A 15,773-nucleotide genomic window follows, 5' to 3' on the forward strand; every position below is an offset into this window, starting at 1 on the left:
TCATTCCCGCTCAGTTATTATTAATAAATCCTTAAAACATAAGCATTTTATGTGTGCCAGCGTGCGTTGCGTGCGCCCGTCACCGCCCCTTTCCTATGCCTGAACTACCCGAAGTCGAAACCACCCGGCGCGGCCTTGACATGATCATTACCGGCAAGCGGCTGCTGGCCGTTCATGTCCATGAAGCGCGAATGCGCTGGCCGGTGACAGCCGATCTGAATCTGATTCTGGAAGGAAAACAACTGCTGGCCTGCGAGCGTCGCGGCAAGTACCTGCTGTTGCGTTTTGAACACGGCACCCTGCTGGTGCATCTGGGCATGTCCGGCTCATTGCGTCACGTTCAGGCGGGAGAGTTTCTGCGCAAGCACGATCATGTGGAATGGTGTTTCGATGGCGCAACGGTACGCCTGAACGACCCGCGGCGTTTTGGCGCGGTGTTGTGGCATGCTCATGATGCCGGTCCGGTGGCGGCCCATCCGCTGCTGGCGGGGCTGGGCATCGAGCCGTTTGACCCGGCCTTCACGCCCGAGCGGCTTTATGCCGGACTGCAAAACCGCAGCGTCGCGATCAAGCAGGCGCTGCTGGCCGGCCAGATTGTTGTGGGCGTAGGCAATATTTATGCCTCGGAAAGCCTTTTTGCTGCCCGCATTCACCCACGCACCCCGGCCAACCGCATTTCACGGACCCGAGCCGCGCGCCTGCATGCAGCCATTCTGGCCACGCTGGAAAAAGCGCTGGACTCAGGCGGCAGCACCCTGCGCAACTATACGGGCGCCCAAGGCGAGCCCGGCGCGTATTTTGAAATTCATGCTGTCGTGTATGATCGCCAAAACCAGCCTTGCCGCACTTGTGGCACGCCGATACGCAAGATTGTGCAAGGCCAGCGTGCCACGTTTTTCTGCCCTAAATGTCAGCGCTATTGATGACCTTGCCCGGGTTCATCAGAATATGCGGATCCAGCGCACGCTTGATCTTGCGCATCAGCGCCAGCTCCACATCCGACTTGTATAGCGGCAACAGGTCTTTTTTCAACTGCCCAACGCCATGTTCGGCGCTAATGGAGCCGCCAAACGCGTGCACGCTATCATGCACCATTTCATAGACCTGCGGCTGCAGCTGCAAAAATGCGGTCTCGTCAGCACCTTCCGGAGCAGCCACGTTGTAATGCAGATTGCCATCGCCCAAATGGCCGAAAACAATGTGGCGCACACCCGCGAATGCAGCCTGCAACTGGGCGTTGGTCTGCTCGACAAAATCGGCCATGCGTGAAACCGGAATAGAAACATCATGCTTGATATTCTTGCCCATCTGCTTTTCGGCCAGCGGAATGCTTTCGCGCAGATGCCATAGTTCATTGCTGTGGGCGATGGATGCCGCAATGACGGCGTCAACAACGTCCCCGTTTTCAATAGCCGCACCCACGACAGATTCAAAACGCTCGCGTGCATGCTCGGCGCTTTCGCTGTCTGAAATTTCCAGCAGCGCGTACCACGGACATTGCCTGCCCGAAGCATCAAACGGCCACTTTTGTTGCTCAAACTGCAGCGTGACCGAATCCAGGCAATAATGCGAGATAAGCTCAAAACCCGTCAGGGCCGCGCCGAATCCCTTGCGCGCCTGCGCCAGCATGCGAACGGCTGCGGGCATATCGTTGAACGCGAGCATCGCCGTGCAGCGGGCCACCGGCTGCGGATACAGCTTGAGTGTAGCGGCGGTAATAATCCCCAGCGTGCCCTCGCTGCCAATATACAAGTCGCGCAAATCATAACCGGTGTTGTCCTTGCGCAAGCCGCGCAGGCCATGCCAGATCTCGCCGTCTGCCGTGACCACTTCCAGCCCTAATGTCAGGTCGCGGGTATTGCCGTAGCGCAGCACCTGCGTGCCGCCCGCATTGGTGGCCAGATTGCCGCCAATCGTGCAACTGCCTTCGGCAGCCAGACTCAGCGGGAACAGCCGGTCTGCCTCAATCGCGGCCTGCTGGACCTCACGCAGCGTACAACCGGCCTGCACAGTTATCGTGTCATCGGCCGTATCCACCTGCAGCACCCGGTTTAGACGCATAAGAGAAATCACCACACTATTGCCCTGTCCGTCAGGCGTGGCGCCCCCGCAAAGGCCGGTGTTACCGCCTTGCGGCACCATGGGCACCTGCTGCTCGACACAGGCGCGCACCACTTTTGCGACCTGTTCAGCGCTGCCCGGACGTACAACCGCCAGCGCCTTTCCCGTGTAGCGACCGCGCCAGTCGGTCAGATAGGGTTGCGCTTCTGCCTCGATCAGGACGTGGTCTGCGCCGACGATATCCCGCAATACTGCCAATAGATTCATTTTCTTCCTGCCCGGTTCAATGTGAGCGCTGCGGCAAAGGCCCGGTGGACATCTTCCGGCCGGCTTTCCCAACAGACGTATAATACAATCCACATTCTACCGAAATTCACGGGGCTTGCCCCTTGTCTGAGCGGCTCCGCTACCGTAACCTCCTTCATCAGGACAGCCCATGACATCCGTTCTTCCCCGGCCCGTATTCAAGGCTTATGACATTCGTGGTATTGTGCCCGAACAGCTCAATACCTCATTTGCCTACCTGCTGGGGCGCGCGCTGGCGCGTCGAGCCCGGGACTGCAACACCAAGCGGATTGTGGTCGGATACGATGGCCGGCTGTCCAGTCCCGATCTGTCCGAAGCACTGCAAAACGGCATTCGCGACGAAGGGGTCGACACTGTCGATATCGGCATGGTACCCACACCGCTGGTGTACTTCGAATCCTATTCGGAAAATGTCGGCGCCGCCGTGGCTATTACCGGCAGCCATAACCCGCCCAAATACAATGGCTTCAAAATGATGATCGGCGGCAAGGCGCTTTATGGCGATGATGTACTGGCCCTGCGCGAGCAGATGCAGGCACTGCAATCGGAACCGGTAGCCGCCGAAAAAGGCGTTGCGCATCGCAAGGATATTGTCCAGACTTATATCGAACGTATCGTGTCCGACGTCAAACTATCGCGCCCCATGAAAATTGCCATCGATTGCGGCAACGGCGTAGGCGGCGTTGTCGCCGCCAAATTGTTTCGCGCTCTCGGATGCGATGTAACCGAGCTGTTTTGCGATGTCGACGGCACCTTTCCCAATCACCATCCCGATCCGGCTGATCCGCACAACCTGCAAGACCTGCAGCGCACACTCAGGGACACTGATTGCGAAATCGGTCTGGCCTTCGACGGCGACGGCGACCGCCTGGGCGTTGTCACACGCAGCGGCAGCATCATTTGGCCTGATCGCCAGCTGATTCTGTTCGCCCGCGATATTCTGGCGCGCCAGCCCGGCGCCACCATTATTTTTGACGTCAAATGCAGTCGCCATGTGACGGCGTCCGTAAAGGCAGCTGGCGGCGTGCCGTTGATGTGGCGCACCGGTCATTCGCTGATCAAGGCAAAGCTCGCCGAAACCGGCGCGCCTATTGCGGGCGAAATGAGCGGCCATGTCTTTTTCAAGGAACGCTGGTTCGGCTTTGACGACGGCCTGTACACCGGCGCCCGCCTGCTGGAAATTCTCTCGCGCGACGCCAATCCCACCGCCGTGCTTGACGCCCTGCCCGAAGGCATCTCCACGCCTGAGCTCAAGCTGGAAATGGAAGAAGGCCAGCAGTATTCACTGATCAAGACCCTGCAGGAAAAAGCCCATTTTCCGGGGGCCACCAGCGTCAACACTATTGACGGGGTGCGCGCCGAATATGAAGACGGCTTTGGCCTGGCGCGCGCTTCCAATACCACACCTGTGATTGTGTTGCGTTTTGAAGGAGACTCGCAGCAGGCGATTGATCGCATCCGCACTCAATTCAAGGCAGTGTTTGAACAATTTGCGCCTGGCGCGGCACTGCCATTCTGATCGTTTTATGACGACGATGCCGTCCTGGCTGCCCCGACTATCCTAGCGCTCTAGCACCTGGTAAATATCCAGGTGCGCCTGCACGACCTTGCGAATATCGAAGGCTTCCTGCGCCAGTGCCCGTCCGGCCTGACCCATTGCATGCCGCTTTTCCGTATTCTCGGCCAGTTCGCAGACGGCCTCATAAATCGCGCGCGCATCGCGGACCGGCACCAGCACGCCGGTCTGATCCGCTTCAATCGCATCCCGGCAGCCCGGCACGTCGGTCGTGATCACAGCACGAGCGCAAGCGGCCGCTTCGACCAGGGACTTGGGAAGCCCTTCGCGGTACGATGGCAGCACCACGATATGCGAGTCAGCATACAGCGCCGCAATATCGCTGCGCTCACCCAGCCATTGCACGCGATCACCCCAGGATTGGGCATCTTCCTGCGTGACCGACGCCGGATTGCCTGGATCAGGATTGCCAACAACCAGCCAGCGATACGGCTTGCCATCGCGCCGCGACATGCCGGCTGCTTCCACATATTCCAGCACACCCTTGTCGCGCAACAGGCGGGCCACGAAAATAATTGTGATCGGCAACGGCGGCTCGGGCACGGCTGCGTACTGATCCAGATCCACCCCGGACCCCCGAATCATCACCACCTGCTCGTCCCTGACTGCGCCAATGCGAGTCAGAATATCGCGATCATTGCGGTTCTGAAAAATGACGCGGCTGTTGCGATGGCCCAGGGCAAATCGGTACAGCTGCTGGGTAATCAGCCGGACCCAGTCAATGCCCTTGTGCTCGCGCGTAAAGATAAAGCCCAGTCCCGAGATCGCGGACACCACACCCTTGACGCGGGCCAGCCTGGCGGCAATGCCGCCGTAGAGTACCGGCTTGATGGTTACCAGATGCACAATATCGGGCCGCAGCTTGCGGAACAAGCGATAGATCGCGTACAGCGTTTTGAGTTCGGCCAGCGGATTCATGCCACTGCGGGACATCGGCAGGACATGATGCGCAAGTCCATGAGCCTTGATGGCCTGCACGGCCGGCCCGTCCATGGTCGCGACGCTGACCGCGTAGCCCTGTTCTTTTGCAGCCAGCGCAATCGGCAGGCGATGCGACAGAAAAAAAGCCGGATTATTCACCACAAACATCAGAGAACGGGAAGTGTTCTGTTGTGTCATGATCCTGGGGTCCCTATTGTTCAATGCGCATTGCATTCATCAATCAGCAATGCGTTCACTATGGATGATCAGTGCGCGTCGGCAAGCATCGCCCGCCAGGTCTGTTCATATCGTTCAACCATTTTGGGCAGGCTGAACTCCTGCAGCACCCGTTCGCGCACCTGCGTAGAGATCGCCTCGCGGCCCTGCGTTTCAATGGCCGCAAATGCGTGGCCGATGGCGCCGGCCAGCGCTGCCGCATCCTGCGGTGGGGCAACCCAGCCTGTATCGCCAACGATCACGGCAGCATCGCCCACGTCGGTTACCACACCGGGCACGCCGCAAGCCATGGCCTCTGCCACCACATTCGGAAAGCCTTCTGCAAGGCTGGACAAGACGTGTACATCCAGGGCGTTCATGATATCGGGCACATCATCGCGCATGCCCAGCAGAATAACCTGATCCGTCACGCCTGCCTCGCTCAGCCATTGCATCAGTTGCGCGTTGTCGATATCCAGCCCTTTGCCGACCAGCACGCAGTGCAGCGCAAGCCCGGCCTGCTTGCTCCGGGCCAATGCCTGGATCAGGCTGCGATGGTCCTTGAGCGGATTGAAGCGCGCCACAAAACCGATCACACGCGCATCGGCATCCAGTTTCCATTGCCGACGCAGGCGCTCGCGAGCCTGCGGATCCGGTTGCCAGCGTGTCAGGTCATAGCCATTCTGGATCACAACCATTTTGTTGGCATCGTAACCCCATTGCTCATGACGCGCCCGCGCGCCTTGGGCGCAGCACACGATGGTTTGAGGCAGCCAGCCCGATACCAAGCCGCAGATGCGCGCCAGCAGCCACGCCGTCTTGCTGCTGCTTTTGAGGCTTTCGCCCGAGTTGCGTATGCCCCAGGCAATATGCCGGATGCCGGCCATTCTTGCCGCCAGCCCGCCAATGGCATCGGCGTGATACATCCAGGTTTGCACGACGTCCGGCTTAAGCTGGATCAATTGACGACGCAGCGCCAGAAAATCGCTCGGCGTGATTCTGCCGGGTTTCATGCCAAGTGTAATTACGTTAATGCCGGCGTCTCGCAGACTGGCACCGTACAGCCCCTCATCGGTGAAACTGATCAAGGTATGGCGGATGCCATGCGCAGGGGCCATCAGCAAGCGATTGAGTACCGCCTCGGCGCCCCCCTGGCCCAGCCCGCTGATCACATGCACCACATGCAGCTGGCGCGGATGCGCATCAAGCGTTGCACTGGCTCCCGCATTGGCCGCTGACATCATGGCTGCCTCGTTGGTGCTTCGGGCTTGATACGCGATCTGCCCAAAACGGCATCAAACAGGAACTGCCACTGCTCCAGCACGGCTGCCAGACTGTAGCGGTCACGTACCGAGATCGTCGCGCGGTGACCAAGCTCGCGGCGTAATATTTCATCTGTCATAATCTGATACAGCGCTTCCTGCAGGCCCTCAACATCGGACAACCCAACCAAAATGGCGTCACGCCCGTCTCTGGACAGTTCAGCAGGGCCGCTGGGGCAATCCATGGTCACGCAAGGCAGGCCCAGCGCCATCGACTCAAGCAGCACATTGGGAAACCCTTCCACTTCAGAGGTCATCACAAACGCATCGGCGCGGCTGATCGCCTCCCAGGGCTGATCGGTTTTTCCCGGCAGATGGATGCGCTCCTGCAATCCGAGCTTGCGCACTTTGTCCTGTAGCAGGCTGTGCAGCGGGCCTTCGCCCCAGATCGTCAGATCCCAGTCGGGCACGTCCGGCGCCAGCCGGCCGAACACATCAATCAGCATTTCAAAACGCTTGGTGGCCACGAATCTGCCCATGGCACATAACTGCTTGCGAGCCTCGGTCTGTGCCTGCGCACCAGCGGCCGGTGTCGTGCCCGACTGCGGTGTTCGCGCGGGGGTAGCCCCGACTTGCGGTGTGCCGTCAGGTGCCACCGCGGGCTGCGAGGCGCCCTCAGTTGTCGCGCCGCGCTGCGGTACCGCCCCTGATTCCGTTGCCGCAACAGATTGCGTTGCTACGTCCACGTTCGCTTTTGTATCTGTCGTCGTGCGGTTGGCTTCGGATACATACGAAACCCTGCCGGTATCATCCACTGCCCTGGCGGCCGACTCCAGTGCGGGCGGCAACGGATTGGGAATCACCGCCACATGCTGCAAGCCGGGCACAACCCGGGCAAAGACCTCGGCAGCCTGCTGCGTCTGCAACATGACGGCATTGGCCTGCGGATACAGCAGGCGACGTGCGCGCGCCAGCACATTACTGATATTCTTGCTTGCCGCCGGATTGGTTCTTTCGCAAACAATAACGGGAATCTCAAGCCCCTTGGTGGCGGCCAGCACCATCACATTCACATTGGTCAGGAACGAGACGATGACATCGGGCGCTTCCTCCTGGATCAGACGCCGAAGGATCAAAGGCTTGGCCAGCGTGCGGAACATGCCCGGCCCACTTAAATGCCGCGACACCCATATCTGGCGAACCCCCGGATCCAGCGGATAGAAGGACTGGCCGGTGCCGCGCGAATATGTTGGCATCAGGCAGACATCATGCCCGTCGGCGACCCAGGCGTTGACCAGTGAGGCGGCTACGCGCTCGGCGCCCCCGGCATTCATGGAACTGACAAGTAACAGGATTCGCATGGGCTACTCCTTGCCGCAGTAGTTAATGATGTTCATGGTTTGATTCCGTATTCGTCCAGCCAGGCCTGCAGCATCAGGATCCCCCACAGGCGTGCGCTATTGTCGGCCTGCCCGCTTTGATGCTGCGTCCATATGTCACGCACCCGCTGCGCATCCAGCAGACCTTGCGCCTGCAATCGTGGCAAGGCCAGCAATTGCTCTGCCCACTCGCGCAACGGTCCTCTGAGCCACTGCCCCATGGGCACCGAAAATCCTTTCTTGGGCCGATCCAGCATGGCTGGTGGAACGTGGCGGTACAGCAATTGCCTTAAAATCCATTTGCTTTGGCCCTCCCGCAGCTTGTATTTTTCCTGCAGGCTCCAGGCAAACTCGTACACCCGGTGATCCAGCAGCGGCACACGGGTTTCCAGAGAAACCGCCATGGCCGCGCGATCGACCTTGACCAGAATATCATCGGGCAAATACGAAACGGTATCAATGGCCATCATGGTGTCCAGCATACTGTCCAGCGGCGCCTGCGCAAACGCCGTTGCCGGCTCGCTGGCGCCTGTGACCACGCTTGCCGGGTCCTGCCAGTAAGAAACGAACTGACGATAGAACGCGACCATATTGTCGGTGCCCAGCACCTGCTGCAGTTTGGCGAATTTTTCTGCACGCGGCCCCGACAGTACGCCCGCAGCCAGGCCGGCGCCGGCGCGCAACGGCGCTTTCAGGGCCGCAGGCACACGTTCGCGCTTGGCCCACCATTGCTGCACCCGGCTATAACGCGAATATCCGCCAAAGAGTTCATCGCCGGCATCGCCCGAGAGCGCCACCGTCACCTGCTGCCTGGCCATGCGCATGACCAGCGCTGTCGGAATTTGCGAAGAGTCGGCAAAGGGCTCGTCATACATTTGCGGCAGTGACGGGATCAGATCCAGGCTGTCTTGTGCGCTGACATACAGTTCGGTGTGGTCGGTGTCCAAATGACGCGCCACTTCAGCCGCATATTCGGCTTCGTTGTATTCGGGTTCGGTAAAGCCAATGGAAAAGGTCTTGAGCTTGCCTGCTGCTTCCTCGCGGGCCAGGCTGGCGATCAGCGACGAGTCAACGCCGCCGGACAAAAACGCCCCCAGCGGCACGTCCGAAAGCAACTGTCCGCGAATCGCCTCGCGCAGCACCCGGTCCAGCTCATCGACCGCATCGCCATCGCGCGTAAATTGCCGGCGTGGTTGCGTACGCGCCACCTCCAGCGCCGACCAGTACGGCTGCGGCTCGGGCCAGCTGGCCGCCTCAATCTGCTCCGGCGACAGACTGATCCAGGAGCCAGGCAGCAACTTGCGCATTTGGGTAAATATCGTGTACGGAGCAGGAATATAGTTATGGCGCAGCAATAGCGCGATCGCATCGCGGTTCAATTGCGCATCAAACCCCGGTAAAGCCATCAGCGCCTTCAGTTCCGAAGCAAACATCAGGCCATCCGGCGCGTAGCCATAATACAGCGGTTTTTCACCGAAGCGATCACGCGCCAGAATCAATTGGCGCGTTTGCCTGTCCCACACCGCAATCGCGAACATGCCGACCATTCGCCTGAGCGTTTCCTTTATGCCCCAGACCATCAGTCCGGCCAGCATGGTCTCGGTGTCGGAGTGGCCGCGCCAGGCGTGAGCATAGCCATCCTGCTCCAGGGCCACGCGCAATTGCGGGTGGTTATAGATTTCACCATTGAACACCAGCATGAAGCGCTGGTCGGCGCTGGCCATGGGCTGGTGACCCTGTTCGGACAGATCCTGGATGGCTAGCCGCACGTGACCGAACGCGACCCCGTTACCGGCATCTTCCCAGAAACCATGGCTGTCCGGCCCGCGATGAGCGATCCGGCTGCAGCTTTGCGCAAGCTGTGTTTCCTTGTGTTCGAAGCGGCCTGCAAGCCCCACAATCCCGCACATAAGCGTTGCCTATTCCTTTTTATCCCGATGCTGTATGTCGTTGAAAACCGCTAGCCACAAAGACAGCACGCGCCGCATGGAAAAACGGTCGCGCACATCTACCGCCCGGCTGGCCAGCGTTTTTCGGGCCTGCTTGTCCTGCATCAGGCCGGACAGGGCCGCGGCCAGCGCCTGCGGATCTTCTACCGGCGTAACCAGCAGCCCGTCGATATCCGGCCGGATAATTTCGCGCGGACCAGTTTCGCAATCGAAGGCCACGCTGGGCATGCCACAGGCCATCGCCTCCAGCAGACTATTGGACAGTCCCTCCACGCGCGAACTTAGCACATAGATATCGCAGGCCTGATACCACTGTTGCATATTGCCAACCCGACCCGGCATACTGATGCGCCCGGCCAGGCCAGCGACATTGATCTGCCCCTGCAGCCGCTCGCGTTCAGGCCCTTCGCCCAGAATAATCAGGTCCCAATCGGGGAAAACATCCGCCAGATCACGGAATGATTCGATCAGTATATCGAACCCCTTGTCAGTATGCAGGCGCCCGACCGCCAGCAGGCGGGACCGCCCGCTGCGCGCAGGCGGCGTCACTTGCGGCTGTCCATTGGACAGGGGCCAGTGAACCGCGTTGGGAATCACCGCCAGATCCGAACCGGGCACATGATTGACAATCCAGCTGGCGGTATCGCGCGTCAGCGCCACTACCTTTGCGGCATGCGGATAGGCGCGCCGACGCAATTTCAGCCAGAATGACGACAGATTTTGGGAAGGTGGATGGGTATGCTCGGTCGCAATCACCCGGCAACGCAAACCTGCCGACGCCAGGATCGACAGAATCGACGCGGTGGTCATCATGCCCAGCACAATGTCCGGACGATAGCGCTGCATCGTTTTTCGCAGCACATACAACCGCCGCAGATTGGCCATCACGCCGCGCAGGCCCGCAGTATTGAGCGCCACCCGCTCAATATGCCGATTCAGCTCATAAACATCGCCACGGGCATCGGTCTGGGTAACCACCATCACATCATGCCCGTGAATATGCCACTGATTGGCCAGATCGACCGCTACCCGTTCGGCGCCACCGGCGTGCAGCGAATGGATAAAAATCATGATTCGCAGGGGGGCAGGCGCTGCGGTCGTGGAAGTCAAAGACATATCATCAATTAATCGGTTTTTCGAGAAGAAGTTTGTTTGGACACATCATGCGTCAGCGTCACATAGACATAACATATATAAGACAGAACGTACATGCAACTGGTCGCCAGCATAATCCCTTCGGCGCCCATCAGCGGCGCCAGGATCTGGTTGAGCACCGCCTTGAGCGCAAAGTTCGCCACTGCAATTGCAGCCATCAACTTGTAGCGGTTCTGGCTGGCCATCAGTTGCACCAGGATCAGCACGCCGAAGTAGAATGGCAGTTGCAATATTCCCCAGCGCAGCACACTGGCCACGGCAACAGTATCGTCGGCCGTAAACGCGCCTTTTTCGAACAGGATTTTTACAATCCAGGGCGCCAGCGCCCAGCACACGGCGACCGCAACAATTCCGCCGACCAGCATCAGCACAGACCATTTAAGCGCCATGGCGCGAGCTCGCACCACATCGCCCTGGCTTTGCACATCAGCCAGCACCGGCAACGCGGCGCGCCCGACGGAAGCGGCGCCCAGCCCGATAATCAATGACAGCAGACGAGCCGCATAACCCAGCGTGGCATTGGCGTTATCGCCAAGCTTGGCGGCAGCGATCTGGTCCAGCGGCCCCACAAAACTCATGGCAATCTGGCCGATCAGCATCACGCCGGCCGCATTGAGCAGCAACGGCCACTGATGGGACCTGAACGTAAAACTGGGCACACCCCAGATACCATCATCGGCCTTGCGCGCCAGTACCGTCAGCCAAACAGCCTGGATCAGATATCCGACCAGCGTCCCCAGCAGCAAAGGCATCACACTGACATCGCCCGGCGTAAGCAGAACCCACGCCAAAATCATCAGCGCCGGTATGCTCTCGAGCAAGGTGTTGACATGTCGTTCGTGCGCGCGCAGCCGCGAGGTGCCCACACCGATCAGCAGTGTCAGCACAACCGCCGGCGCAAAAGCCCAGATCAACTCGGTGCTGTGCTGGCGGGTCGCCTCGCTCAGGTTACCGCCCGCATACTGAAGTATATAAGGCCATAGCAGCCAGGTGAGCACGCCGGTCACGATCCCGATGGCCAGCACCCAGCCCTGCAATTCACGAATAAACTGAACCCGTTCACTGCCCGGCGCATACCGCGTCTTGACCAGCACCGGTATGAGTACGATGGAGAAGGCCCCGACGATCGTTACCGGGAGCCAGTTTGCCATGGTCATGGTGAACTGATAAGCGTCCACCACTTCGCTCACGCCGTAGCGATGCGCGACCGCCATTTCCTTGAGCGCACCGGCCATCTTGCCGATCAGCAGAAAAAACGCGACGCGCATCGCGCCCCGCGCGATACGCATATGATCAGGATGCAGTCCTTTAAACCGCCCGATTACCCGCTTCAAGGATTAACGCAAGAACTGGGTATACCATGGCATCGCCACTTCTATCCCTTCCAGGATATCGTGCGTAGGCTTGTACCCCAATTGCTCATGCGCCTTGGTAATATCGGCCTGCGAATGGCGAACATCGCCGCTACGAAAATCGCGATATACCGGTTTTTTATCGTATTTCACACCATTTTTGTCCAGCGTGCTGGCCAGATGGGAGAATAGTTCATTCAGGCTGGTGCGGGCGTTGACCGCAACGTTGAACACCTGACTGCCCTCTTGCGGCATATTGGCCGCGGCCAGCAGATTGGCCTGCACCGCGTTTTCAACGAAGCAGAAATCGCGGCTGGTTTCGCCATCGCCATTGATAAACACATCTTCCCCCTTGATCATGGACGCCGTCCATTTGGGGATCACGGCCGCGTAGGCGCCATCGGGATTCTGGCGTTTGCCAAACACATTGAAATAACGCAGGCCTACCGAACTGAAGCCATAGGCACGGGCAAACACGTTGGCGTACAGCTCGTTGACGTATTTGGTCACGGCATAGGGTGACAATGGATTACCGATCTTGTCTTCAACCTTAGGCAGATCCGGATGGTCTCCGTAAGTGGAGCTGGAGGCGGCGTAAACAAACGATTTGATGCCTGCCTCACGCGCAGCAACCAACATATTCAGAAAGCCGCTGATATTGACCGCGTTTGTTGTAATCGGGTCATCCAGACTGCGAGGCACCGAACCCAGTGCCGCCTGGTGTAACACGTAATCGGCACCGGCGACGGCTTTTTTGCAGGTTTCCAGATCGCGGATATCGCCTTCGATGAAGTTAAAGTTGGCCCACTGCTGCTCGCTGACGGCTTTTTGCACCTCATCCAGATTATGCTGGAAACCCGTGGAAAAATTATCCAGGCCCACTACTTTCTGATTCAGCAGAAGCAGCGTCTCCAGCAGATTGGAGCCGATAAAACCGGCGCAGCCGGTCACCAGCCAGGTGCGTGGTTCGGCCTGAATGGCGTTTTTAAGATTGTCGAATGCCTGAGTCATAATGTTCACCTGCTATTGGTTGATCCTACCAAATTGCAGCCGCCAGCCAATACCGATAGCCAGCGCCTGTTCGTACTTGCTTGCCTGCGTGATTACAGGCGAATATCGACCTGGTCGGCGTTCAGTACGTATTTGAGATCATAAAGTACATGCTGAGCCTTGCCCAGCGCCCGGATGCCGTCGGCTCCCATGCTGACAAACTGGTGATGCGACACGGCCAGGATTATGGCGTCGTAGGCGCCCTTTTCCGGCATTTTCACTGGCGTAATACCATATTCGTGTTCGGCTTCTGCAGAGTCAACCCATGGGTCATAAACATCGACATCCATACTATATTCGCCCAGCTCCTTGAGAATATCCACGATACGGGTATTGCGCAAGTCGGGACAATTTTCCTTGAAAGCCAGGCCCATGACGAGCACCTTGGCGCCCTGTACCTGGATCTGTCGCTTGGTCATGGCTTTGACCAGTTGCGATACCACATACGATCCCATGGAATCGTTCAGGCGACGGCCGGCCAGGATAATCTCCGGATGGTAGCCGATGGCCTGTGCCTTGTGCGTCAGATAGTAAGGGTCTACGCCGATGCAGTGCCCGCCCACCAGTCCGGGACGAAACGGCAGGAAATTCCATTTGGTGCCCGCCGCTTCAAGTACGGCCTCGGTGTCGATCCCCATTTTGTTGAAAATCAGGGCAAGTTCATTGATCAGCGCAATATTCACGTCGCGCTGGGTGTTTTCGATCACCTTGGCAGCCTCGGCCACGCGGATGCTGGATGCCTTATGCGTGCCGGCCGTGATGATTTCGCTGTACAGGTCGTTGACCAGATCGGCAATTTCCGGGGTCGATCCGGAAGTGACCTTCATGATGGTGGAGACGCGATGGTTCTTGTCGCCCGGATTGATGCGCTCGGGACTGTAGCCGGCAAAAAAGTCTTCGTTAAATTTCAGTCCGGAACATTTTTCCAGCACGGGCACGCAATCTTCTTCTGTTGCGCCCGGATAGACTGTGGATTCATAAACAACAATATCGCCTTTTTTCAGCACCTTGCCAATGGTCTCGGATGCCTTGATCAGCGGCGTCAGGTCTGGCTGCTTGTAATCGTCAATGGGTGTTGGCACCGTCACGATGTACACGTTGCATTTGGCCAGTTCGGCCGGATCGGCGCTATAACTGAGTTTGCCTGCTTCGGCCAGCTCTTCGGAAGACACTTCCAGAGTATGATCTACACCGCCTTGCAATTGCTCGATCCGCTTCTGATTGATATCGAAACCCAGCACGTTGCGCTTTTTGCCAAATTCCACGGCCAAAGGCAGCCCGACATATCCAAGTCCGACAATCGCTAATTTTATATCGCCAAGTTGCACGTAGTTCTCCAGAAGACTAATCAAATAGATGTGATGGAACGTATTTCAAGCGTCGATTTTAACAACTTCCGGATAACCACGGACAAAGATGCCACGAGCAGGTATTACCGGAATGAAACAAAGCAGATGGCTTTGCGCGTTCAGCGACGGCGCGATACCGACGGCAGCAGTAGCCAGCGCGGGCAGCGCCAGGCCACCAGCCGGGAATAGAGCCAGATATATACAGATGCAAATACCAGCATACTGATACACAAGGCTATCGGATTATTCCAGTAATAGGTCGCGGGAATCAGCCCGATCAGCGTCAGGACCCATAAATAGGGCGACGTCAGGGCATTGCACATGACCGGCACCATGCCCCGGCCCTTGCGGTTGAAGGTGACGCGCACCAGACGGCGAAAAATGAGCTGGTGCAGGTGCAGCGCATCTGGCTGATCCACCGGCACGCCGCGCTTGAATCGGCGGCGCCAGATCGAAAACAGCGTCTCGAATACGGGATAGAACAGGACCGCCAGCGCATAGAATGGCGATACTGACGGATTGCGCACCACCAGCAGCACCGCCAGTTCGGCCAGCATAAAGCCGATAAAATAGGCGCCGCCATCGCCCAGGAACACCCGTCCGTAAGGGAAATTCCACACAAAAAAGCCGATGATGGATGACGCCATGGCCAGTGCGATCGCAAAAATGGCCAGATCATCCACCTGATAGGCCACCAGGGCAATCGAGGTTGCCATCAGCATGGCCACCATGCCGGCCAGCCCGTTCATGCCGTCAACAATATTGAGCGCATGGGTGCAGCCGCCCACGGCAACGACGGTAAAGATCAGGGAAATCGGCCAAAAGCCCAGGATATAATTGAATACGTCAATACTGACGCGACTGACCCCGCCAAAAAACCACCAGGCGATGGCCGCGGACAGGAAGGCGGCCAGCAGGCGTTTGCCCGCGCCAATATCCTTGGTAATATCTTCCAGTATACCGGCCACGAACACCGGCATGGAGGCCACGAATAAGGCAGGCCAGAGCCAGTTCAGTGTCATGTTGTCGGGCCGGCCCAATACCAGCAGCCCGGCCAGCGTGCCGGCAAACACCGCCAGTCCGCCAATGCGTGGCGTGGATTTTTTATGGGATGCCTGCGGTTTGTTCAGATCATAGTCGCCGGTATAGCGGCCGTGCCATCTTTCGGAAAAAACAATAAGCCCGCCGACCATAAAG

Annotated in this window: 12 protein-coding genes; 2 read left to right on the forward strand and 10 right to left on the reverse strand. The window is 58.5% G+C overall.

Features of this window, described 5'->3' with window-relative positions; all coding sequences use genetic code 11:
• The first annotated feature begins 95 nt into the window (after positions 1 to 95).
• Entirely contained in the window at positions 96 to 923 is an 828-nt protein-coding gene (gene mutM, locus CAP48_RS17475; RefSeq protein WP_100699087.1) for a bifunctional DNA-formamidopyrimidine glycosylase/DNA-(apurinic or apyrimidinic site) lyase, read from the forward strand.
• On the opposite strand, the gene CAP48_RS17480 is transcribed toward mutM, so the two are convergent.
• Positions 904 to 2,328, reverse strand: coding sequence for an FAD-binding oxidoreductase (locus CAP48_RS17480; protein ID WP_100699089.1), 1,425 nt, complete (start codon positions 2,326 to 2,328; stop codon positions 904 to 906). The genes mutM and CAP48_RS17480 overlap by 20 nt on opposite strands.
• A 169-nt stretch (positions 2,329 to 2,497) precedes the next feature.
• On the opposite strand from CAP48_RS17480, the gene CAP48_RS17485 reads away from it, so the two are divergent.
• On the forward strand, positions 2,498 to 3,886 hold the full coding sequence (locus tag CAP48_RS17485) for a phosphomannomutase/phosphoglucomutase (protein WP_100699091.1): 1,389 nt from the start codon (positions 2,498 to 2,500) through the stop codon (positions 3,884 to 3,886).
• 42 nt (positions 3,887 to 3,928) lie between these two features.
• Here CAP48_RS17485 and CAP48_RS17490 read toward each other — a convergent pair whose 3' ends face one another.
• The 9 genes from CAP48_RS17490 to CAP48_RS17530 all read right to left on the reverse strand — a co-directional run bounded on the left by CAP48_RS17490 (position 3,929) and on the right by CAP48_RS17530 (position 15,769).
• Complete coding sequence (locus tag CAP48_RS17490; protein WP_100699093.1) at positions 3,929 to 5,062, reverse strand: glycosyltransferase family 4 protein; 1,134 nt, start codon at positions 5,060 to 5,062, stop codon at positions 3,929 to 3,931.
• Between the two features lie 68 nt (positions 5,063 to 5,130).
• Positions 5,131 to 6,324: a glycosyltransferase gene (locus CAP48_RS17495; RefSeq protein ID WP_242444546.1), complete on the reverse strand. Its 1,194-nt coding sequence runs from the start codon at positions 6,322 to 6,324 to the stop codon at positions 5,131 to 5,133.
• Positions 6,321 to 7,703 carry a glycosyltransferase gene (locus CAP48_RS17500; RefSeq protein ID WP_100699095.1) on the reverse strand — a complete coding sequence of 461 codons (1,383 nt, stop codon included), beginning with the start codon at positions 7,701 to 7,703 and terminating at the stop codon, positions 6,321 to 6,323. Before CAP48_RS17500 ends, CAP48_RS17495 begins: the two co-directional genes overlap by 4 nt.
• A gap of 32 nt (positions 7,704 to 7,735) precedes the next feature.
• On the reverse strand, positions 7,736 to 9,631 hold the full coding sequence (gene asnB / locus CAP48_RS17505; protein WP_100699097.1) for an asparagine synthase (glutamine-hydrolyzing): 1,896 nt from the start codon (positions 9,629 to 9,631) through the stop codon (positions 7,736 to 7,738).
• A 9-nt stretch (positions 9,632 to 9,640) separates the two neighbouring features.
• Positions 9,641 to 10,741: a glycosyltransferase family 4 protein gene (locus CAP48_RS17510; protein WP_100699216.1), complete on the reverse strand. Its 1,101-nt coding sequence runs from the start codon at positions 10,739 to 10,741 to the stop codon at positions 9,641 to 9,643.
• Positions 10,742 to 10,794: 53 nt separating this feature from the next.
• Entirely contained in the window at positions 10,795 to 12,114 is a 1,320-nt protein-coding gene (gene murJ / locus CAP48_RS17515) for a murein biosynthesis integral membrane protein MurJ (protein ID WP_100699099.1), read from the reverse strand.
• A 48-nt stretch (positions 12,115 to 12,162) separates the two neighbouring features.
• Entirely contained in the window at positions 12,163 to 13,188 is a 1,026-nt protein-coding gene (locus CAP48_RS17520) for an SDR family oxidoreductase (protein ID WP_100699101.1), read from the reverse strand.
• A gap of 92 nt (positions 13,189 to 13,280) precedes the next feature.
• Entirely contained in the window at positions 13,281 to 14,555 is a 1,275-nt protein-coding gene (gene tviB / locus CAP48_RS17525; RefSeq protein WP_100699103.1) for a Vi polysaccharide biosynthesis UDP-N-acetylglucosamine C-6 dehydrogenase TviB, read from the reverse strand.
• A 140-nt stretch (positions 14,556 to 14,695) separates the two neighbouring features.
• A complete protein-coding gene (locus CAP48_RS17530; RefSeq protein ID WP_100699217.1) occupies positions 14,696 to 15,769 on the reverse strand; it encodes a glycosyltransferase in 1,074 nt (357 codons plus the stop codon).
• Between the last annotated feature and the right edge of the window lie 4 nt (positions 15,770 to 15,773).

It is taken from the genome of Advenella sp. S44, from assembly GCF_002810445.1.
GTDB lineage: Bacteria > Pseudomonadota > Gammaproteobacteria > Burkholderiales > Burkholderiaceae_B > Advenella.